Annotated in this window: 19 protein-coding genes; 10 read left to right on the forward strand and 9 right to left on the reverse strand. The window is 62.7% G+C overall.

Annotated elements, in window-relative coordinates; translation table 11 throughout:
• The first annotated feature begins 1 nt into the window (after nt 1).
• From tusC to ABI582_RS16650, 5 genes are all read left to right on the forward strand, one after another.
• Entirely contained in the window at nt 2–361 is a 360-nt protein-coding gene (tusC, locus tag ABI582_RS16630) for a sulfurtransferase complex subunit TusC (protein WP_442119729.1), read from the forward strand.
• Entirely contained in the window at nt 361–657 is a 297-nt protein-coding gene (tusB, locus tag ABI582_RS16635) for a sulfurtransferase complex subunit TusB (RefSeq protein WP_258653270.1), read from the forward strand. The genes tusC and tusB overlap by 1 nt, the downstream gene beginning before the upstream one ends.
• Entirely contained in the window at nt 654–989 is a 336-nt protein-coding gene (locus ABI582_RS16640; protein WP_016488112.1) for a TusE/DsrC/DsvC family sulfur relay protein, read from the forward strand. Before tusB ends, ABI582_RS16640 begins: the two co-directional genes overlap by 4 nt.
• A gap of 11 nt (nt 990–1,000) precedes the next feature.
• On the forward strand, nt 1,001–2,002 hold the full coding sequence (locus tag ABI582_RS16645; protein WP_442119769.1) for a glycosyl transferase family protein: 1,002 nt from the start codon (nt 1,001–1,003) through the stop codon (nt 2,000–2,002).
• A gap of 94 nt (nt 2,003–2,096) precedes the next feature.
• Nucleotides 2,097–3,056 carry a glutathione S-transferase family protein gene (locus tag ABI582_RS16650; RefSeq protein ID WP_442119730.1) on the forward strand — a complete coding sequence of 320 codons (960 nt, stop codon included), beginning with the start codon at nt 2,097–2,099 and terminating at the stop codon, nt 3,054–3,056.
• Between the two features lie 130 nt (nt 3,057–3,186).
• Here ABI582_RS16650 and cysG read toward each other — a convergent pair whose 3' ends face one another.
• The 6 genes from cysG to ABI582_RS16680 form a co-directional block, all read right to left on the reverse strand.
• Complete coding sequence (gene cysG, locus ABI582_RS16655; protein ID WP_442119731.1) at nt 3,187–4,578, reverse strand: siroheme synthase CysG; 1,392 nt, start codon at nt 4,576–4,578, stop codon at nt 3,187–3,189.
• A complete protein-coding gene (gene serS, locus ABI582_RS16660; RefSeq protein WP_102689951.1) occupies nt 4,579–5,859 on the reverse strand; it encodes a serine--tRNA ligase in 1,281 nt (426 codons plus the stop codon).
• A 30-nt stretch (nt 5,860–5,889) separates the two neighbouring features.
• A complete protein-coding gene (gene crcB, locus ABI582_RS16665) occupies nt 5,890–6,264 on the reverse strand; it encodes a fluoride efflux transporter CrcB (RefSeq protein WP_442119732.1) in 375 nt (124 codons plus the stop codon).
• The gene (locus tag ABI582_RS16670) at nt 6,261–7,586 is read right to left on the reverse strand and encodes a replication-associated recombination protein A (protein WP_028613325.1); all 1,326 of its coding nucleotides are present in this window, start codon (nt 7,584–7,586) and stop codon (nt 6,261–6,263) included. The genes crcB and ABI582_RS16670 overlap by 4 nt, the downstream gene beginning before the upstream one ends.
• A gap of 12 nt (nt 7,587–7,598) precedes the next feature.
• Nucleotides 7,599–8,222 carry an outer membrane lipoprotein chaperone LolA gene (gene lolA / locus ABI582_RS16675; RefSeq protein WP_043199480.1) on the reverse strand — a complete coding sequence of 208 codons (624 nt, stop codon included), beginning with the start codon at nt 8,220–8,222 and terminating at the stop codon, nt 7,599–7,601.
• A gap of 62 nt (nt 8,223–8,284) precedes the next feature.
• A complete protein-coding gene (locus ABI582_RS16680; protein ID WP_422394547.1) occupies nt 8,285–10,834 on the reverse strand; it encodes a DNA translocase FtsK in 2,550 nt (849 codons plus the stop codon).
• A gap of 420 nt (nt 10,835–11,254) precedes the next feature.
• Here ABI582_RS16680 and aat point away from each other — a divergent pair, with 420 nt between their 5' ends.
• From aat to infA, 3 genes are all read left to right on the forward strand, one after another.
• Nucleotides 11,255–11,935: a leucyl/phenylalanyl-tRNA--protein transferase gene (gene aat, locus ABI582_RS16685; RefSeq protein WP_063422625.1), complete on the forward strand. Its 681-nt coding sequence runs from the start codon at nt 11,255–11,257 to the stop codon at nt 11,933–11,935.
• A gap of 56 nt (nt 11,936–11,991) precedes the next feature.
• Nucleotides 11,992–12,699, forward strand: coding sequence for an arginyltransferase (locus ABI582_RS16690; protein WP_028613329.1), 708 nt, complete (start codon nt 11,992–11,994; stop codon nt 12,697–12,699).
• Nucleotides 12,700–12,800: 101 nt separating this feature from the next.
• On the forward strand, nt 12,801–13,019 hold the full coding sequence (gene infA, locus ABI582_RS16695) for a translation initiation factor IF-1 (RefSeq protein ID WP_002553999.1): 219 nt from the start codon (nt 12,801–12,803) through the stop codon (nt 13,017–13,019).
• A 168-nt stretch (nt 13,020–13,187) separates the two neighbouring features.
• Here infA and clpA read toward each other — a convergent pair whose 3' ends face one another.
• On the reverse strand, nt 13,188–15,458 hold the full coding sequence (gene clpA / locus ABI582_RS16700; protein WP_442119733.1) for an ATP-dependent Clp protease ATP-binding subunit ClpA: 2,271 nt from the start codon (nt 15,456–15,458) through the stop codon (nt 13,188–13,190).
• 30 nt (nt 15,459–15,488) lie between these two features.
• Complete coding sequence (gene clpS / locus ABI582_RS16705) at nt 15,489–15,851, reverse strand: ATP-dependent Clp protease adapter ClpS (protein ID WP_003251220.1); 363 nt, start codon at nt 15,849–15,851, stop codon at nt 15,489–15,491.
• Between the two features lie 230 nt (nt 15,852–16,081).
• On the opposite strand from clpS, the gene cspD reads away from it, so the two are divergent.
• A complete protein-coding gene (gene cspD, locus ABI582_RS16710) occupies nt 16,082–16,348 on the forward strand; it encodes a cold shock domain-containing protein CspD (protein WP_310737957.1) in 267 nt (88 codons plus the stop codon).
• Between the two features lie 72 nt (nt 16,349–16,420).
• Here the strand turns inward: cspD and icd are convergent, their stop codons facing one another.
• On the reverse strand, nt 16,421–17,677 hold the full coding sequence (gene icd, locus ABI582_RS16715) for an NADP-dependent isocitrate dehydrogenase (protein WP_442119734.1): 1,257 nt from the start codon (nt 17,675–17,677) through the stop codon (nt 16,421–16,423).
• Between the two features lie 412 nt (nt 17,678–18,089).
• Here icd and ABI582_RS16720 point away from each other — a divergent pair, with 412 nt between their 5' ends.
• On the forward strand, nt 18,090–20,315 hold the full coding sequence (locus ABI582_RS16720) for an NADP-dependent isocitrate dehydrogenase (RefSeq protein ID WP_243054963.1): 2,226 nt from the start codon (nt 18,090–18,092) through the stop codon (nt 20,313–20,315).
• Nucleotides 20,316–20,344 lie beyond the last annotated feature (29 nt).

Here is a 20,344-nt window from a genome sequence, read left to right on the forward strand (position 1 = left end):
AATGGCCAAATCGTTATTGATCATCAGCCGCCAGGCCCCGTGGAACGGCCCATCGGCCCGCGAAGCACTGGACATTGCCCTGGCCGGCGGGGCCTTCGACCTGCCGCTGGGCATGCTGTTTCTGGACGACGGGGTGTTCCAGCTTGCTCCCGGCCAGCAACCCACCGCCGTGCAACAGAAGAACCTGGCCGCCAACCTGCAGGCGCTGCCAATGTTCGGTGTCGAGGAGCTGTTCGCCTGCAGCCACAGCCTCACCCGCCGCGGCCTGGCAGCCGATACCCTGGCGCTGCCGGTGCAAGTGCTCGATGACGCGGCACTGACCGCGCTGATCGCCCGTTTCGACCAGGTGGTAACGCTCTGATGACAACCCTGCATGTAATTGCCCACTCCCCGTTTGGCGACGAGCGCCTGGCCAGCTGCCTGCGCCTGCTCGGCACCGACGACGCATTGCTGCTGTGCGGCGATGCGGTGTATGCCCTGCGCAGCGGCAGCGAGCCGCACCGCCAGCTGCAAGCTGCCGGCCTGGCCCGGCGCCTGTTCGCCCTGGACGAGGATGTGCAAGCCCGCGCGGTCGACAACGGCCTGGCCAAGGCCGTGGACTACGCCGGGTTCGTCGAACTGTCGCTGCATTACGACAAGGTCAACAGCTGGCTATGAGTACGCTCAACGTTGGCGATCAAGCGATCGCCCTGGACAAGGACGGCTTTCTGGTCGACCTGCAAGACTGGTCCCGCGCCGCCGCCGAGGCTTTGGCCGAGCGCGAGGGTATCCCGTTGACGGCGGACCATTGGGAAATCCTCGAACTGCTACGCCAGTTCTACCAGGAATACCAGCTGTCCCCGGCCACGCGCCCGCTGATCAAGTACACGGCCCTGAAACTGGGCCCGGAAAAGGGCAACAGCCCGCACCTGAACCGCCTGTTCAATGGCACCCCCGCCAAACTTGCCGCCAAGCTGGCGGGCCTGCCGAAGCCGACCAACTGCATATGACCCAGCCCCTCTTGAAAGAAGCTCGCCCGCTAACGCTTGAAACCCCGGCCGAACACCCGTTCGCCGAATTCGTGCGTATTTTAGGCAAAGGCAAGCGCGGCGCGCGCGGCCTGACCCGTGAAGAGGCCCGCGCGGCCATGACCCTGCTGCTGGAGGGCAAGGTCGAAGACACCCAGCTGGGTGCCTTCCTCATGCTGCTGCGCCACAAGGAAGAAAGCGCCGAAGAGCTCGCCGGCTTCACCGAGGCCCTGCGCGCCCACCTGCAGGCACCGAGCATTGCGGTGGACCTGGACTGGCCCACCTATGCCGGCAAGAAGCGCCACCTGCCCTGGTACCTGCTGGCGGCCAAGTGCCTGGCTGGCAATGGCGTGCGCATCCTGATGCACGGCGGCGGCGCACACACCGCCGGGCGCATGTACAGCGAGCAGTTGCTCGACCTGTTGCAGATCCCGCTGTGCCGCGACTGGGCCGCCGTCGGCAACGCCCTCGACCAGCACCAGTTGGCGTTCTTCCCGCTGCACGACTGGGCGCCGCAGTTGCAGCGCATGATCGACCTGCGCAACACCTTGGGCCTGCGCTCGCCCATCCACTCGCTGGCCCGGGTGCTCAACCCGCTGGGCGCCCGCTGTGGCCTGCAAAGCATCTTCCATCCCGGTTACCAGGCTGTGCACCGTGAGGCCAGCCGCCTGCTGGGCGACCATGCCGTGGTGATCAAGGGCGATGGCGGCGAGATCGAGGTCAACCCTGATGTCATCAGCCACCTCTACGGCACCACGACGGGCGAAGCGTGGGACGAAGAGTGGCCAGCGCTGAGCGAGCGCCGCCATGTCAAACCGGCCAGCCTGCAGGCCGAGCACTTGCTGGCGTTTTGGCGCGGTGAAGTGGAAGACAGTTATGGCGAAAAAGCCCTGATCGCGACCATGGCCCTGGCCCTGCGTGGCCTGGGGCAAGACCGCGAGCAGGCGTTCGCGACAGCGCAAGGCTATTGGGATACGCGCAATAGATCGATTTAGCCGATAATAGCACCCCGATCTTTGCGCTATTTGTTCGAACGATTTGGCCTAGACTGGGCTCCAACGACAAACAACTTTGTTTCAGGAGCTCACCATGGGCCTTTTGATCGACGGCCGCTGGCACGACCAGTGGTATGAAAACGGCAAGGACGGCACGTTCAAACGCGAAAACGCCCAGCGCCGCAATCAGCTGCCCGCCCCCGAGGCCGGCCGTTACCACCTGTACGTCTCGCTGGCCTGCCCATGGGCCCACCGCACCCTGATCTTGCGCGCCCTCAAAGGCCTTGAGCCATTGATCAATGTGTCGGTGGTCAGCTGGCTGATGCAAGACAATGGCTGGACCTTCGACCAACAGCAAGGCTCCAGCGGTGACCACCTCGACGGCCTGCAGTACCTGCACCAGCGCTATACCCAGGATGACCCGCATTACACGGGCCGCGTGACCGTGCCTGTGTTGTGGGACAAGCAAGAGAAACGCATCGTCAACAACGAGTCGTCGGAGATCATCCGCATCTTCAACAGCGCGTTCAACGAGCTGACCGGCAATACGCTAGACCTCTACCCCGAGCCACTGCGGCCGACCATCGAGGCATTGAACGAGCGCATTTACCCGGCGGTGAACAATGGCGTGTACCGCGCAGGCTTTGCCACCACGCAAGACGCCTACGAGGCAGCGTTCGACGATGTGTTCAACGAGCTGGATTACCTGGAAGACTTGCTAAGCCGCAATCGCTACCTGGCCGGTGAGTACCTGACCGAGGCCGATGTACGCCTGTTTACCACGCTGGTGCGCTTCGATGCGGTGTACCACGGGCACTTCAAGTGCAACCTGCGCCGCCTCAGCGACTACCACAACCTGTCGAACTGGCTGCGTGAGCTGTACCAGTGGCCTGGGGTGGCGGGCACGGTGGATATGGAGCATATCCAGAAGCACTATTACATGAGCCACAAGACCATCAACCCGACCGGGATCGTGCCTAAGGGGCCGTTGCAGGACTTTGGCTTGCCGCATGATCGGGAGAAGTTGGTGGGGAAAGGGATCTGGCAGGCTTGAGATAGCCGGGGCTGCTTTGCAGCCCATTCGCAGCACAAGGCTGCTCCTACAGAAATCACGCAAGCCTTCACGCGATCCCTGTAGGAGCAGCCTTGTGCTGCGAATGGGCCGCAAAGCGGCCCTAACAACTTCAGCTGTTCTGCGAACCTTCAAACCAGGCCAGCTTGTCACGCAACTGCACCACTTCCCCCACAATCACCAGGGTCGGTGCATGCACTTCATGCTGGGCCACCAGCTCCGGCAAATCCGCCAGGGTACCGGTAAACACCCGTTGGTTACGCGTAGTCCCCTGCTGCACCAACGCCGCCGGGGTATTCGCCGCCCGCCCATGGCGAATCAGCTCGGCACAGATGGTCGGCAAACCGACCAAGCCCATGTAGAACACCAAGGTCTGCGCCGGCGCCACCAGGTCATTCCACGGCAGGTTGCTGGTGCCATCCTTCAGGTGCCCGGTGACAAAGCGCACCGACTGGGCGTAGTCGCGGTGAGTCAGCGGTATGCCGCCATAAGCGGAGCAGCCACTGGCCGCGGTAATGCCCGGCACTACCTGGAACGGGATGCCATGCTCGGCCAGCTCTTCGATCTCTTCGCCACCCCGGCCGAAAATGAACGGATCGCCACCCTTCAGGCGCAACACGCGTTTGCCCTGCTTGGCCAGGTCGACCAGCAGGCGGTTGATCTGGTCCTGCGGCACAGAATGATCGGCGCGGCGCTTGCCCACGTAGATGCGCTCGGCATCACGCCGGCACATCTCGATAATGGCAGGCGCCACCAGGCGGTCGTACAGCACCACATCGGCCTGCTGCATCAGGCGCAAGGCGCGGAAGGTGAGCAAGTCCGGGTCGCCCGGGCCAGCACCTACCAGGTACACCTCACCACCCTGCTGCACCGGCGCGCCATCTACCATCGCCTGCAACAGGCGTTCAGCTTCAGCACCCTGCCCGGCCAGCTGGCGCTCGGCAATCGGCCCCTGGAACACGGTTTCCCAGAAGCCGCGACGCTGGTTGACGTCCGGGTACAAGGTTTTGACCTTGTGCCGGAAACGCGCCGCCAGCCCGGCCAGTTCACCATAGGCCGACGGAATCCAGGCCTCCAGCTTGGCGCGGATCAAACGCGCCAGCACCGGGGCGTCACCGCCACTGGATACCGCAATCACCAGCGGTGAACGGTCGACGATCGCCGGGAAGATCACCGTGCACAGGGCCGGCGCATCCACCACGTTGACCGGCAGGCTGAGGGCCTGCGCATCGGCCGACACCTGGGCGTTCAGCCCAGGGTCGTCGGTAGCCGCGATCACCAGCCGGCAACCGACCAGGTCGGCTGCCTGATAGCCACGCACCAGCACCTCGCCGCCACCTTCCCGGGCCAACGCAGCCAACTGGCCGTCGACGTCCGGCGCCACCACGCGCAGCTCGCTACCGGCATCCGCCAGCAGGCGCGCCTTGCGCAAGGCGATCTCACCGCCACCGACGACCAGCACGCGGCCGCCCTGCAGCTTGTGGAACAGCGGCAGGTAATCCATTTAGCGGATGACCTCGACGCCGCCCATGTACGGCTTCAGCACGTCTGGTACTCGGATAGAACCGTCAGCCTGCTGGTAGTTTTCCAGCACGGCAACCAGGGTACGGCCTACGGCCAGGCCGGAGCCGTTGAGGGTGTGCACCAGCTCTGGCTTGCCGGTTTCCGGGTTGCGCCAGCGGGCCTGCATGCGGCGCGCCTGGAAGTCGCCGCAGTTGGAGCACGAGCTGATTTCGCGGTACTTGTCCTGGCTCGGTACCCACACTTCCAGGTCGTAGGTTTTCACGGCGCCAAAGCCCATGTCGCCGGTGCACAGGGCCAGCACGCGGTACGGCAGCTCCAGCAGCTGCAGCACGCGCTCGGCGTTGGCGGTCAGGCCTTCCAGGGCTTCCATCGACTTGGCCGGCTCTACCACCTGCACCATCTCGACTTTGTCGAACTGGTGCTGACGGATCATGCCGCGGGTGTCACGGCCAGAAGCACCGGCTTCACTGCGGAAGCAAGGGGTGTGGGCAACCAGTTTCAGCGGCAGCTGCTTGGCGTCGAGGATTTCACCCGCTACCAGGTTGGTCAGCGACACTTCGGCAGTCGGGATCAGGTAGAAGTCAGCTTCACCTTCGCGGGTGATCTTGAACAGGTCTTCCTCGAACTTCGGCAGCTGGCCAGTACCCTGCAAGGCAGGCGCCTGCACCAGGTACGGGGTGTAATGCTCCTCGTAACCGTGCTCGCCGGTGTGCAGGTTGATCATGAACTGCGCCAGGGCGCGGTGCAGGCGGGCAATCGGGCCACGCAGCACGGCAAAGCGGGCGCCAGACAGTTTGGCTGCGGCCTCGAAGTCCAGGCCACCGCTGACTTCGCCGAGGGCGACGTGGTCCTTGATCACGAAGTCAAAGGCGGTGGGCGTACCCCAACGGCGCACTTCGACGTTGTCGTCTTCGCTGGCACCGACCGGTACGCTGGCGTCCGGCAGGTTGGGGATGGTCAGCAGGATACCGTCCAGTTCGGCCTGAATGCCGTCCAGTTCGGTCTTGCCGGCAGCCAGCTCGTTGGCCATGCGCTCGACGTCGGCCATCAGTGGCGCGATGTCTTCGCCCTTGGCTTTTGCCTGGCCGATGGACTTGGAACGGGCATTACGCTCAGCCTGCAGCTGCTCGGTGCGGGTCTGCACCGCCTTGCGGCGCTCTTCCAGTGATTCGATGCGCGCGACATCCAGGCTAAAGCCACGGGAGGCCAGGCGTTGCGCCACTTCCTGAAGTTGGCCGCGTAACAGTTTGGAATCGAGCATATCGTTCTCTCGTTATAGGTAGGTGTTGGTTCAGAATCGGGTCAGGGACAGGCCGGCCCAGGTCGCGAGCAGCCCGCCCACCACGCTGATAGTGGTATAGCCCAAGGCAAGGGGCACTTGCCCGCTTTCCATCAGGCGCACGGTATCGAGCGAGAAAGAGGAAAAGGTTGTAAGGCCTCCGAGGAAGCCGACAATCAGGCCAGCCCGCAGCTCGACCGGCGCCAGCGGCTTGTGCAAGAACAAGCCATAGAGCAGGCCGATCAGCAGGCAGCCAACCAGGTTGACCGCCAGCGTACCGGCATAGAAGTGCCGTGGCCAGTGGGCCGCTACCCAGTTGGCGGTAGCAAAGCGCAACAAGGTGCCGACGATACCGCCCGCGCTGACGGCGGCAATGAGTGCAATCACGGTTTTCTCCGCTGGCGGGGGCTGTTGCGATCGAGGTCGGCCAGGTGGCGCAGCTTCTCGCCAATCTTCAGTTCCAGGCCACGGGGCACCGGCTGGTAGTACTGGCGTGGCTCCAGCTCATCGGGGAAGTAATCTTCACCGGCGGCGTAGGCATCGGGTTCATCGTGGGCATAGCGGTACTCGTCACCATAGCCCAGTTGTTTCATCAGCTTGGTCGGGGCGTTGCGCAGGTGCAACGGCACTTCCAGCGAGCCATGCTCGGCCGCTTCGCGCAGGGCGGTCTTGAAGCCCATGTACACCGCGTTGCTCTTCGGCGCACAGGCCAGGTAGGTAATGGCCTGGGCCACCGCCAGTTCGCCCTCGGGGCTGCCAAGGCGCTCCTGCACGTCCCAGGCCGCCAGGCACAGGCTGAGCGCGCGCGGGTCGGCGTTGCCGATGTCCTCGCTGGCCATGCGCACCACGCGGCGGGCGATGTACAGCGGGTCGCAGCCGCCGTCGAGCATGCGGGCAAACCAGTACAGGGCGCCATCGGGGTTGGAGCCGCGCACCGACTTGTGCAGCGCGGAAATCTGGTCGTAGAACGCCTCGCCGCCCTTGTCGAAGCGGCGACGGCTGTCACCCAGCAGGCTCTGCAGCATCTCGACGTCGATTTCGCTGCCGTCTTCCGCCAGGTCCGAGGCGTTCTCAAGGAAGTTGAGCATGCGCCGGCCATCACCGTCGGCGGCGGCCATCAGCATTTTGAAGGCGTCGTCGCCCACCCGCAGGTTGCGCTTGCCCAGGCCACGCTCTTCGGTCAGCGCACGGTTGACCAGCTTGCGCAGGGCCGCCTCGTCCAGGCTCTTGAGCACATACACCCGCGCCCGCGACAGCAGCGCGTTGTTCAGCTCGAACGACGGGTTCTCGGTAGTAGCGCCGATGAACAGCAGGGTGCCGTCTTCCACATAGGGCAAAAAGGCGTCCTGCTGCGACTTGTTGAAGCGGTGCACTTCGTCGACGAACAGGATGGTGCGCCGGCCATACTGGCCGGCCTGCTGCTTGGCCACCTCGACCGCCTGGCGAATCTCCTTCACGCCGGCCAGCACCGCAGACACGGTTTCGAAGTGCGCATCGCAGAACTGCGCCAGCAGCCGCGCCAGGGTGGTTTTGCCCACACCAGGCGGCCCCCAGAAGATCATCGAGTGCAGCGCACCCTGCTCCAGCGCCTCACGCAGCGGTTTGCCGCGTGCCAGCAGGTGCTCCTGGCCGACGTACTCGTCCAGGTTGGACGGGCGCAGGCGGGCGGCCAGGGGCTGGGCAACGGGTTCGCTTCGAAACAGGTCCATGACGAGCTCCGGTTACTCCTTGATCACGTCAGCACCTTTGGGGATGTCGAACTTGAACTTGCTGTCCGGCACCGCCTGGTTGGCCTTGACGCCATTGAACAGGATATTGGTGCGCTGGCCGACACTGTCGATCAGCTGCATGTCATTGATTAGGCCTTTGCGGAACGACACGCGCAGCGAGTCGAACAGGGTGTCCTTGGTCTTCGGCTTGAGGGTGAAGTCCATGACTTCACCCTGCTCTTTCGAGGCGATGTCGAAACTCTGGCTGATCTTCGACACGTCACCGGACAGTAGCAGTGCCGGGGTCTGGTTCAGGCGCACGTCGAGCTTTTTGACGGTGGCCTGTTCCAGGTCCGGGTCCCACAGGGTAACCATCTTGCCATCAGACACCACCACCTGCTCCTGTGGCGCATTGGTGTGCCAGTAGAACAGGCCCGGGCGCTTGACGATCATCTGGCCAGCAGTCTCCTGCAGGCTGGTGCCGTCGGCCCCCAAGGTCAGCTGGGAAAAGTTGGCCTCGATGGTCTGCGACTTTTCCAGCAGCTGGGTCAGGCGTTGTACATCTTGCTCACCGGCAAAAGCCGAAACGCTGCCCAGAGCAAGGGCAGAAACCAACAGCATGCGAATCGCGCGCATGGTAATCCTCATTGAGCATTGAAAAGGCCGGGCGCCAACGTTGGCGCCCGGCAAGGTGTTCATCAGTCGCGCGGGCCGCCCGGGGCAATCACTTCCCGCGAGCCGTTGCTGTTCATCGGGGTGACCACGCCAGCCATTTCCATGGCTTCGATCATGCGGGCGGCGCGGTTGTAGCCAATCTTCAGCTTGCGTTGCACGGCCGAGATCGACGCACGGCGGCTTTCCAGCACGAATTGCACGGCCTCATCATACAGGGCGTCGCTTTCCGAATCATCGCCATCGCCACCACCACCGCCGCCGCCTTCAAAGCCGCTGCCGGCCTCTTCCACGCCATTGAGGATGTCGTCGTTGTAGTCCGGCGCGCCGCGCAGCTTCCACGCTTCCACCACCCGGTGCACTTCGTCGTCGGAGACGAACGCACCGTGCACACGGATCGGCAGGCTGGTACCCGGCGGCATGTACAGCATGTCACCGTGGCCCAGCAGCTGCTCGGCGCCACCTTGGTCGATGATGGTGCGCGAGTCGATCTTGCTCGACACCTGGAACGCCATGCGGGTCGGGATGTTGGCCTTGATCAGGCCGGTGATCACGTCCACCGACGGGCGCTGGGTGGCAAGAATCAGGTGGATACCGGCGGCCCGCGCTTTCTGGGCGATACGGGCGATCAGCTCTTCGACCTTCTTGCCGACGATCATCATCATGTCGGCGAATTCGTCGACCACCACCACGATGGTGGGCAGGGTTTTCAGCGCAGGCGGCTCGTCGTCCATGCTCTCGCGGCGGTACAGCGGGTCATGGATGATCTCGCCGGCTTCCTGGGCATCCTTGATCTTGCGGTTGAAGCCGCCAAGGTTACGCACGCCCATCGCCGCCATCAGCTTGTAGCGCCGCTCCATCTCGGCCACGCTCCAGCGCAGGGCGTTGGCAGCGTCCTTCATGTCGGTGACCACCGGGCACAGCAAATGCGGGATGCCTTCGTAGATCGACAGTTCGAGCATTTTCGGGTCGATCATGATCAACCGCGCGTCTTCCGGGCCTGATTTGAACAGGATCGACAGGATCATCGCGTTCACACCCACCGACTTACCGGAGCCTGTGGTACCAGCCACCAGCAGGTGCGGCATCTTGGCCAGGTCGGTGATGACCGGCTTGCCGCCGATGTCGTGGCCCAGGGCCAGTGTGACCGGCGATTTCTGCTCGTCGAACTGCGGCGTGGCCAGCACTTCGGAGAAGCGCACCATCTGCCGGTTTTCGTTGGGGATCTCGATACCCACGGTGGTCTTGCCCGGGATGACCTCAACCACTCGCACGCTGGTCACGGCCAGCGAACGCGCCAGGTCCTTGGCCAGGTTGGCGATGCGGCTGACTTTAACGCCAGCGGCCGGCTGAATTTCATAGCGGGTAATCACCGGGCCCGGGTGGATCGAGTCCACCGCCACTTCCACGCCGAATTCCTTGAGCTTGATTTCCAGCAACTGGCCGACACTGGCCAGGGATTCTGGCGAGTACTCGATCTTTTTCTGCTCGGCCGGGTCGAGAATCGAGATCGACGGCAGGGTGCCTTCGATGGCGCTGTCGACGAACAGCGGCGCCTGCTTCTCTTTCATCACGCGCTTGCTCGGCTCAGGCGCCTTGGCCGCTGCCGGTGGCACGATGGTCGGGCCCGCAGGCTGCTCGCGGGGCACCACGGCTTCACGCGCCACTACCGGCTCGCGCGGCACCACGGGCTCACGGGCAAGGGTCGGTTCGCGTTGCACAACCGGCTGGGCGGGCGCTTCTTCACGCTTGAAGATACGCTCGCGCAACGCCGGCTTGGCCGGCTCGCGCTTGTCGGCGGCCGTCGGCGGCGCCTTGAACACCGGCTCGTCCTCACGCAGCTGCGCCTCCAGGCGTTTGCGCTCGTTGCGCGCCTCCCACCAGCGGTTGGCGGCGCCCTGCACCAATTCGAACAGGTCGAGGGTGATCTTGCCGGTCAGGTCCATCACCTTGAACCACGACAAATCGGTGAACACGGTCAGGCCGAACAGGAACAGGGCGATGAACATCAACGTACTGCCCTGCACGTTCAGCAGGTTGCGCGCCAGCTCGCCAAGGCTTTCGCCCAGCGCGCCGCCCGCAGAAAACGGCATGCTCGCCGGCGGATGGAAGTGAATATGCGCCAGCGCTGCACCGGACAGCACCAGGAACACCAGGCCGATCAGACGCCAGGAGAACAGCCAGCCGCTCCAGTCCCAGGGCTGATGGCGCTCACGGAAGATCTGCCAGGTCTTGACCGCCAGCAACAGCGGGAAGATGTAGGCGAAGTAACCCAGCACCATGAACAAGATGTCGGCGAAGTAGGCCCCGGCCCGCCCGGCGGCGTTCTGCACCTGGTCGACGTTGCTGGTATGGCTGAAGCCCGGGTCGGAGGTGTCGTAGGTCAGCAGCGCCATCCACAGATACAGGCACAGGGCGCCGATCGCGATCAACGCACCTTCCTTGAGGCGGTAATGCAGCTGCTGCCGCCACAGGGGCACAGGCAAAGGAGCTGGGGTTGCGGTGGATTTCTTCAAAACGCGTCTATTCCTGCGCGTGGTGCGCGTCCAATAGTGATCGGCCGGCTGTGCGGCCAATGAACCACTACTTTTAACATTACTGCCCGCCAGCCGCCATGGCGGCACGCCGCATGGGGGTTTGCTCGGGGGCGACTTTCACATGGCTGCAATTTGAGCATGCATTTTCTTTTGTGACAAAGGCTTATGCTGTGTTTTTGCACAGGTATGACCGCAAATGTAGCGGATGGTGCCTGCGTTTTCATGAATGTGCAGGAAATTGCCCAGAATTGCCGAAACTGCACTGCCTCTTTGTAGGAGCAGCCTTGTGCTGCGAAGAGGCCGGTAAGGCCATGAATCTGCTGTGGCAGCACCGGCCTCTTCGCAGCACAAGGCTGCTCCTACAGATTGCAACGCTGGCCTTGCGGCCCGCAAAGAGATTGACCCTGCTTTTCACCCGCGCCATGCTGCCCGCTCCCCTCCCCCACCGCACGATAGACCATGCTCACCTGGCTGACCCGCGACTCGCTGACCTTCCCGCCCCTGGAAAAGGCCCTGCACGACCCCAACGGCCTGTTGGCCGCTGGCGGCGACCTGAGCCCCGAGCGCCTGGTGCAGGCCTACCGCCATGGCTGCTTCCCGTGGTATCAGGACGGCCAGCCGATCCTGTGGTGGTCACCCGATCCGCGCACGGTGCTGCTGCCCGACCAACTGCACGTTTCCCGCTCGCTGGCCAAGCTGATGCGCCAGGGCCGCTACCAGGTCAGCTTCGACACCGACTTTGCCGCCGTCATCGCTGCCTGCGCCGCACCACGCGACTACGCCGACGGCACCTGGATCACCGACACCATGCGTAACGCCTACTGCGAACTGCACCGCCGCGGCATCGCGCATTCGGTGGAGGTACGCCAGGACGGCGAGCTGGTCGGCGGCCTGTACGGCCTGGCCATGGGCCAGCTGTTCTTCGGCGAATCGATGTTCAGCCGCGCCGACAACGCCTCCAAGGTCGGCTTCGTGACCTTGGTCAACCACCTGCGTGAAGCCGGGTTCGTGCTGATCGACTGCCAGATGCCCACCAACCACCTGCACAGCCTGGGCGCCCATGCCATCAGCCGCGCCGAGTTCGCCGGCTACCTGGCACGCCACCTCGACCAGCCCAACAGCGCAACGTGGGTTGCCTAGGCGAGTTGCCATAGCTGGCTTACACTTAAAACAAAGTCTCACCGAAGGGGTTGATCATGACAGAGTTGGCGCGGTTGAAGTTTTATGCCACTCAGCCCCACTCCTGCAGCTACCTGCCTGACGAGCAGGCGACCACGCTGTTCCTCGACCCCAGCCAGCCGATGGACGTGAACGTGTACGCCGACCTGTCGGAAATGGGCTTTCGGCGCAGCGGCGACCACCTGTACCGCCCCCACTGCCAGAACTGCAACGCCTGCGTGCCGGCGCGCATCCCGGCGGCGCGCTTCATTCCCAACCGCCAGCAACGGCGCATTCTCAAGCGCAACGCCGACCTGACCGTGAGCGCCGCGCGCCCGACGTTCAAGGAGGAGTACTTCGAGCTGTACCGGCGCTACATCGAAACGCGCCACGCCGACGGTGACATGTACCCGCCCAGCCGCGACCAGTTTTCCACCTTTCTGGTGCGCGACCTGCCGTTCTGCTGGTTTTACGAGTTTCGCCTGGAGGGCCGGTTGCTGGCGGTGGCAGTGTGCGACCTGCTGCCCAACGGCCTGTCGGCGGTGTACACCTTCTACGAGCCGGACGAGGAGCGACGCAGCCTTGGCCGCTTCGCCATCCTCTGGCAGATCACCGAGGCCGTGCGCCAGGACCTGGAAGCGGTTTACCTGGGCTACTGGATCAAGAACTGCAAGAAAATGAACTACAAGACGCAGTATCGGCCCATCGAGTTGCTGATAAACCAGCGCTGGGTCACCCTCAACTGAAAGCATTGGCTTGACACGCAGATTTCCGGCATAATCGGCGCCACTTTTTTGCCCGGTGCGGATATGCGTCGGGCTAACACTGGATCCGAGGGCTCAACTGCATGTCGAAAGAAGACAGCTTCGAAATGGAAGGTACTGTCGTCGACACCCTGCCCAACACCATGTTCCGCGTGGAGTTGGAAAACGGGCACGTCGTAACCGCGCACATCTCCGGAAAGATGCGCAAAAACTACATCCGTATTCTCACTGGCGACAAGGTCCGCGTCGAGCTGACGCCGTACGACCTGAGCAAGGGCCGCATCACTTACCGTGCGCGCTAAGCTCCAGCCATGAAAAAGCCCGGCCATGTGCCGGGCTTTTTTGTGCCTGTGAAATTGCAGGGGGCTGCTTGGCAGCCCATCGCGACGCAAGGCCGCTCCTACAGGGAATCGCGTAACCCATATAGGAGCAGCCTTGTGCTGCGAATGGGCCGCAAAGCGGCCCTAATATCACGCAACCTCAGCCGTGGTCTCGAAGTCGAACACCAGTTCGCCATCGCGCAGGTCGATGTGCACCACACCGCCATGCTCGGCCAGCTCGCCAAACAGGATCTCCTCGGCCAGTGGCCGTTTGATCTTGTCCTGGATCAACCGCGCCATCGGCCGCGCACCCATCTGCACGTCGTAGCCCGACGCCGCCAGCCAGCCGCGTGCTTCATCGCTGACTTCCAGCAGCACACGCTTGTCTTCCAGCTGCGCCTGCAGTTCGATAAGGAACTTGTCGACGATGCTTTTGATCGTTTCGTGGCTCAGGCGGCCGAACTGGATGATGGTATCCAGGCGGTTGCGGAACTCCGGCGTGAAGCTCTTGCGGATGACTTCCATGGCATCGGACGCATGGTCCTGATGGGTGAAGCCGATCGAGGCCCGTGCCGCGGTTTCCGCGCCAGCGTTGGTGGTCATGATCAGGATCACGTTACGGAAGTCGGCCTTGCGCCCGTTGTTGTCGGTCAGGGTACCGTGGTCCATCACCTGCAGCAGCAGGTTGAAGACTTCCGGGTGGGCCTTCTCGATTTCATCGAGCAGCAATACGCAATGCGGTTGCTTGGTGATCGCCTCGGTCAGCAAGCCACCCTGGTCAAAGCCAACATAACCGGGAGGCGCACCAATCAGGCGCGACACGGTGTGGCGCTCCATGTACTCGGACATATCGAAACGCACCAGCTCCACGCCCAGCGCCTTGGCCAGCTGCCGCGCCGCTTCGGTCTTGCCGACGCCGGTAGGGCCAGCGAACAGGAACGAACCGACAGGCTTGTCTGGCGCCTTGAGGCCCGCGCGGGACAGCTTGATGGCGGTAGACAGCGAATCGATGGCCTGGTCCTGGCCGAATACGGTCAGCTTCAGGTCACGCTCGAGGTTACGCAGCAACTCCTTGTCAGAACTACTGACATGTTTCGGCGGAATTCGCGCGATCTTGGCGACGATGTCTTCGACCTGCGGCACATCGATGCGCTTGACGCGATTAGCCTCCGGTTGCAGGCGCTGGTAGGCACCGGCTTCGTCGATCACGTCGATGGCCTTGTCCGGCATGTGCCGGTCATTGATGTAGCGCGAGGCCAGTTCAGCGGCGGCGCGCAGGGCTTCGTCGCTGTACTCGATATTGTGGTGGCTTTCGAAGCGCCCCTTCAGGCCGCGCAGAATGCCCACGGTGTCTTCGACCGACGGCTCGCTGACATCCACCTTCTGGAAACGCCGTGCCAGGGCACGATCCTTCTCGAAGATGCCGCGGAACTCCTGGAAGGTGGTCGAGCCAATGCAACGGATCTCACCCGACGACAGCAACGGCTTGAGCAGGTTGGAGGCGTCCATCACCCCGCCTGACGCCGCACCGGCACCAATGATGGTGTGGATTTCGTCGATGAACAGGATCGCCTGCGGGCGTTTGCGCAGCTCACCGAGCAGCGCCTTGAAACGCTTCTCGAAGTCGCCGCGGTACTTGGTACCGGCCAGCAGTGCGCCAAGGTCGAGTGAGTACACGACACTCTGCGCCAGCAGGTCGGGCACCTGGCCATCAACAATGCGCTTGGCCAGGCCTTCGGCGATGGCCGTCTTGCCCACGCCAGCCTCACCCACCAGCAGCGGGTTGTTCTTGCGCCGACGGGCAAGGATTTGCGCCACGCGCTCAACTTCCTGCTCGCGGCCTACCAACGGGTCGATACGGCCGGCACGGGCCAGCTCGTTCAAGTTGCTGGCATAGGCGTCCAGCGGGTTGCTCGAAGAGGAGGTTTCACCGCCCTCATCGTCCTGCATTTCCTGGTCGCTGTCAGACTGCGAGCCATGCCCCGGCACCTTGGAGATGCCATGGGCGATGTAGTTGACCACGTCGATACGGGCCACGCTCTGCTGCTTGAGCAGGAACACGGCCTGGCTTTCCTGTTCGCTGAAGATCGCCACCAGCACGTTGGCGCCGGTCACTTCGCGCTTGCCAGAGCTTTGCACGTGGAACACGGCACGCTGCAGCACGCGCTGGAAGCCCAGGGTCGGCTGGGTTTCACGGTCTTCATCGTTGACAGGAATCAACGGGGTGGTGGAATCGATGAACTCTTGCAGCTCGTGCTTGAGCTTGTCGAGATTGGCGCCACAGGCGCGCAGAACGGTCGCGGCAGCATCATTGTCAAGGAGTGCCAGCAGCAGATGTTCGACGGTCATGAACTCATGACGTTTCGAACGGGCCTCCTTGAAGGCCAGATTGAGGGTGACTTCGAGCTCGCGGTTTAACATAGCTTCACCTCATACCCAAGTGGTCGGCGATTAACCGTCCTTCTCGATTTCACAGAGTAGCGGATGCTGGCTTTCCCTGGCGTATTGGTTGACCTGCATAGCCTTTGTTTCGGCGATGTCACGGGTAAACAATCCGCACACTGCCCGCCCTTCTGTATGGACGGTCAGCATGATCTTGGTCGCCAGCTCGCGGTTCAGACTGAAGAACGTCTCGAGCACTTCGACGACGAAATCCATTGGCGTGTAGTCATCGTTGAACAAAACCACCTTGTACATCGGTGGCGCCTGCAGGATCGGCTTGGCTTCCTGGACTGCAAGACCCGAGCCGTCGTCCTCATTCGATTGCGGGCGATCCTGATTGAATGTTAGTCGAATCTCACTAGGTGCATGCATGGAAAGAATTTCATCATGAGCGTCAGGTTAAGGTTGAGGGTTGACGGCACAGGCCACGGCCGGCGCAGGCGCCGGGCGACCTTGACTATCGGCAAAACGGTGTTACAACCAATAAGAACCCACCGTGGGCGATAAAGATCCGCGCAGTCAACCAGATTTTTCGCAAGGTTCGTATGCGGATGAAGTGGATGATACTCCAGTGATGGAGTCCTTTGCAGAGGGACATAGGGATGGCAAGCGGTAAAGTCAAGTGGTTCAACAATGCCAAGGGCTATGGATTCATCAATGAGGAAGGTAAATCCGATGACCTGTTCGCCCATTATTCGGCCATCCGGATGGACGGATACAAAACCCTCAAGGCAGGCCAGTCGGTAGTATTCGACATCGTACAGGGCCCCAAAGGTTTGCACGCCGTCGAGATCAAGGACGCTGCGGTGGCCGCAGCAGAGGCCGACAGAACCCTGGGCGAGCCGCAGGGCGAAACTGCCAAAGCCTGACTGCCTGCGCTGTGCCGGTATTACGAAATAACCGGCCGCTTCTTTACGGGAAGCGGCCGGTTTTGTACTGCCTTACATATGCTTAATCATTTCGTCGCCAAAGCCTGAACTGCTCACCAGCGTGGCGCCATCCATCAGGCGCTCGAAGTCGTAGGTCACGGTCTTGGCGCCGATTGCACCGTTGGTGCCCTTGATGATCAGGTCGGCCGCCTCGGCCCAGCCCATGTGCCGCAGCATCATCTCTGCCGAGAGGATCACCGAGCCCGGGTTTACCTTGTCCTGCCCGGCATACTTGGGCGCGGTGCCGTGGGTAGCTTCGAACATGGCCACGGTGTCGGACAGGTTGGCGCCCGGCGCAATGCCGATACCCCCCACTTCCGCCGCCAGCGCATCGGACAGGTAGTCACCGTTAAGGTTGAGGGTGGCGATCACGTCATACTCGGCCGGACGCAGCAAAATCTGCTGCAGCATGGCGTCGGCAATGGCGTCCTTGACGATGACTTCGCGGCCGCTTTTCGGGTTCTTGAACTTCATCCACGGGCCGCCATCAAGCAGTTCGGCACCAAACTCGTCCCGGGCCACTTCGTAACCCCAGTCCTTGAAGGCACCCTCGGTGAACTTCATGATGTTGCCCTTGTGCACCAGGGTCAGCGACTCGCGGTCGTTGTCCACCACGTATTGCAGGGCCTTGCGTACCAGGCGCTTGGTGCCCTCGCGCGATACCGGCTTGACGCCGATGCCGCAGTCCTGGTCGAAGCGGATCTTGGTGACGCCCATTTCCTCCTTCAGGAACTTGATCACCTTGTTCGCCTCAGGCGAGCCGGCCTTCCACTCGATACCGGCATAAATGTCCTCGGAGTTCTCGCGGAAGATCACCATGTCGACATCACCGGGCTTTTTCACCGGGCTCGGCACGCTCTGGAACCACAGCACCGGGCGCAGGCACACATAAAGGTCCAGTTGCTGGCGCAGCGCCACGTTGAGCGAGCGGATGCCACCCCCTACCGGGGTGGTCAGCGGGCCCTTGATCGACACCACGTAATCACGTACGGCGTCGAGGGTTTCCTGCGGCAACCAGGTGTCCTGGTCGTAAACCTGGGTGGCTTTTTCGCCAGCATACACCTCCATCCAGGCGATCTTGCGCTTGCCGCCGTAGGCCTTCTGCACCGCCGCATCCACCACTTTGATCATTACCGGCGAGACATCGACGCCAATCCCGTCGCCTTCGATATAAGGAATGATGGGGTTGTCAGGAACGTTGAGCGAATGGTCTGCATTGACGGTGATCTTGGTGCCGTCGGTCGGAACCTTGATTTTCTGGTATCCCATGCTTGCACTACTCCGCTGTCGGGTGTGATTGGACATCGTGCGATCCACTGAGCCTAAACCACATCTGCCGACCTGCAAGGCATGCGACAACCCGCCACATTGCCGCTACGTCTTTGGTCTTATAAATGGGCCAATATCACTTGGCCTTGCTGATTAGCCCGAATGGTTTGGTATACTCCGCCGCGACCGTAGGGTCATCGGGGCGAATCCCAGGAAAATGCGGACCGCCCTTGGCCATGAATGGCCGAAAAGCCTGGGTTGTTACCGCAGCTCAGCATTGACGCTCGACTGATGCATCCACCATCACCGCTCGCAGCCTCTCGACTTTCCGCTCATGGCGCTGCCAGGGCGATGCGCCTACCCTGCGCACCACGAGACTCGAGCACGCTCAGCACACAGAGAGTTAACCCGCATGCCCACCCGTTCCAAGATCATCTATACCTTCACCGACGAAGCCCCCGCCCTCGCCACCTACTCGCTGCTGCCGATCGTGGAAGCCTTCACCGCTTCGGCTGACATCGCCGTCGAAACTCGCGACATCTCCCTGGCCGGCCGTATCCTTGCCGCCTTCCCGGAGCAACTGGGCGCAGAGAAGCAAGTAGGCGATCACCTGGCGGAACTGGGCCAGCTGGCTACCACCCCTGAAGCCAACATCATCAAGCTGCCTAACATCAGCGCCTCGGTACCGCAGCTCAAGGCCGCGATCAAGGAACTGCAAGGCAAGGGCTTCAACATCCCTGACTACGCCGACGAGCCGGCCACCGCGGACGAGAAAGAGTCCCGTGCCCGCTACGACCGCATCAAGGGCTCCGCCGTGAACCCGGTGCTGCGCGAAGGCAACTCCGACCGCCGCGCGCCGCTGTCGGTGAAGAACTACGCCCGCAAGCACCCGCACAAGATGGGCGCCTGGGCCGCCGACTCCAAGTCGCACGTTGCCCACATGACCCAGGGCGACTTCTACGGCAGCGAAAAAGCCGCACTGATCGAAGCTGACGACAGCCTGCGCATCGAGCTGGTCGGCAAAGACGGCACCACCACCGTCCTGAAAGAAAAAACCGCCGTCAAGGCCGCCGAAATCATCGATTGCGCCACCATGAGCCGCAAGGCCCTGAAAGCCTTCATCGCCGAGCAGATCGCCGATGCCAAGGCCGCCGGCGTGCTGCTGTCGGTGCACCTGAAAGCCACCATGATGAAGGTTTCCGACCCAATCATGTTCGGCGTCATCGTCGAAGAGTTCTACAACGACGTGCTGGCCAAGCACGCCGCAGCCCTGGCCGAAGTAGGCTTCAACGCCAACAACGGTATCGGCGACCTGTACGCCCGTATCAAGGACCTGCCAGCCGACAAGCAGGCCGAGATCGAAGCCGACATCCAGGCCCTGTACGCACAGCGCCCGGCGCTGGCCATGGTCAACTCCGACAAAGGCATCACCAACCTGCATGTGCCGAGCGACGTCATCGTCGACGCCTCGATGCCGGCCATGATCCGTGACTCGGGCAAGATGTGGAACACCGCCGGTGAACTGCAAGACGCCAAGGCCGTGATCCCGGACCGTTGCTACGCCGGTATCTACCAGGCCACCATCGAAGACTGCAAGCAGCACGGCGCCTTCGACCCGACCACCATGGGCAGCGTGCCGAACGTTGGCCTGATGGCGCAGAAAGCCGAAGAGTACGGCTCTCACGACAAGACCTTCCAGATCAAGGCCGACGGCGTCGTGCGCGTGGTCGATGGCAAGGGCAACGTTGTGCTGGAGCAGAACGTCGAAGCCGGTGACATCTTCCGCATGTGCCAGACCAAAGACGCGCCGATCCAGGACTGGGTCAAGCTGGCCGTCAACCGTGCCCGCCTGAGCAACACCCCTGCGGTGTTCTGGCTGGACCCGGCCCGCGCCCACGACGGCGTGATGATCGAGAAGGTGCAGCAATACCTGAAGGATCACGACACCACTGGCCTGGACATCCGTGTTCTGCCCCCGGTCGACGCCATCAAGTTCTCCCTGGCCCGCATCCGCGAAGGCAAGGACACCATCTCGGTGACCGGCAACGTACTGCGCGACTACCTGACCGACCTGTTCCCGATCATGGAGCTGGGCACCAGCGCCAAGATGCTGTCGATCGTGCCGCTGATGAACGGCGGTGGCCTGTTCGAGACCGGCGCCGGCGGTTCGGCGCCCAAGCACGTGCAGCAGCTGGTGGAAGAGAACTTCCTGCGTTGGGACTCGCTGGGTGAATTCCTGGCCCTGGCCGCTTCCCTGGAGCACCTGGGCAACACCTACGACAACCCGCGCGCCAAAGTGCTGGCCAACACCCTGGACCAGGCCACTGGCAAGTTCCTCGACACCAACAAGTCGCCTTCGCGCAAAGTTGGCGGTATCGACAACCGCGGCAGCCACTTCTACCTGACCCTGTACTGGGCCCAGGCCCTGGCTGCCCAGGCTGACGACGCTGCCCTGCAGGCGCGCTTCGCCCCACTGGCAAAAACCCTGACCGAGAACGAGGAGACCATCGTCGCCGAGCTCAACGCCGTTCAGGGCAAGCCGGCCGACATCGGTGGTTACTACGCCCCGGATGCCGAGCTGACCGCCAAGGTGATGCGCCCAAGCCAGACCCTGAACAGCGCCATTGCTGCCCTGTAAGGTTCGCTTGAAGTAACAGCAAAAACCCC

The organism is Pseudomonas sp. SAS7 (assembly GCF_052112345.1).
Taxonomy (GTDB): Bacteria; Pseudomonadota; Gammaproteobacteria; order Pseudomonadales; family Pseudomonadaceae; genus Aquipseudomonas; species Aquipseudomonas putida_Q.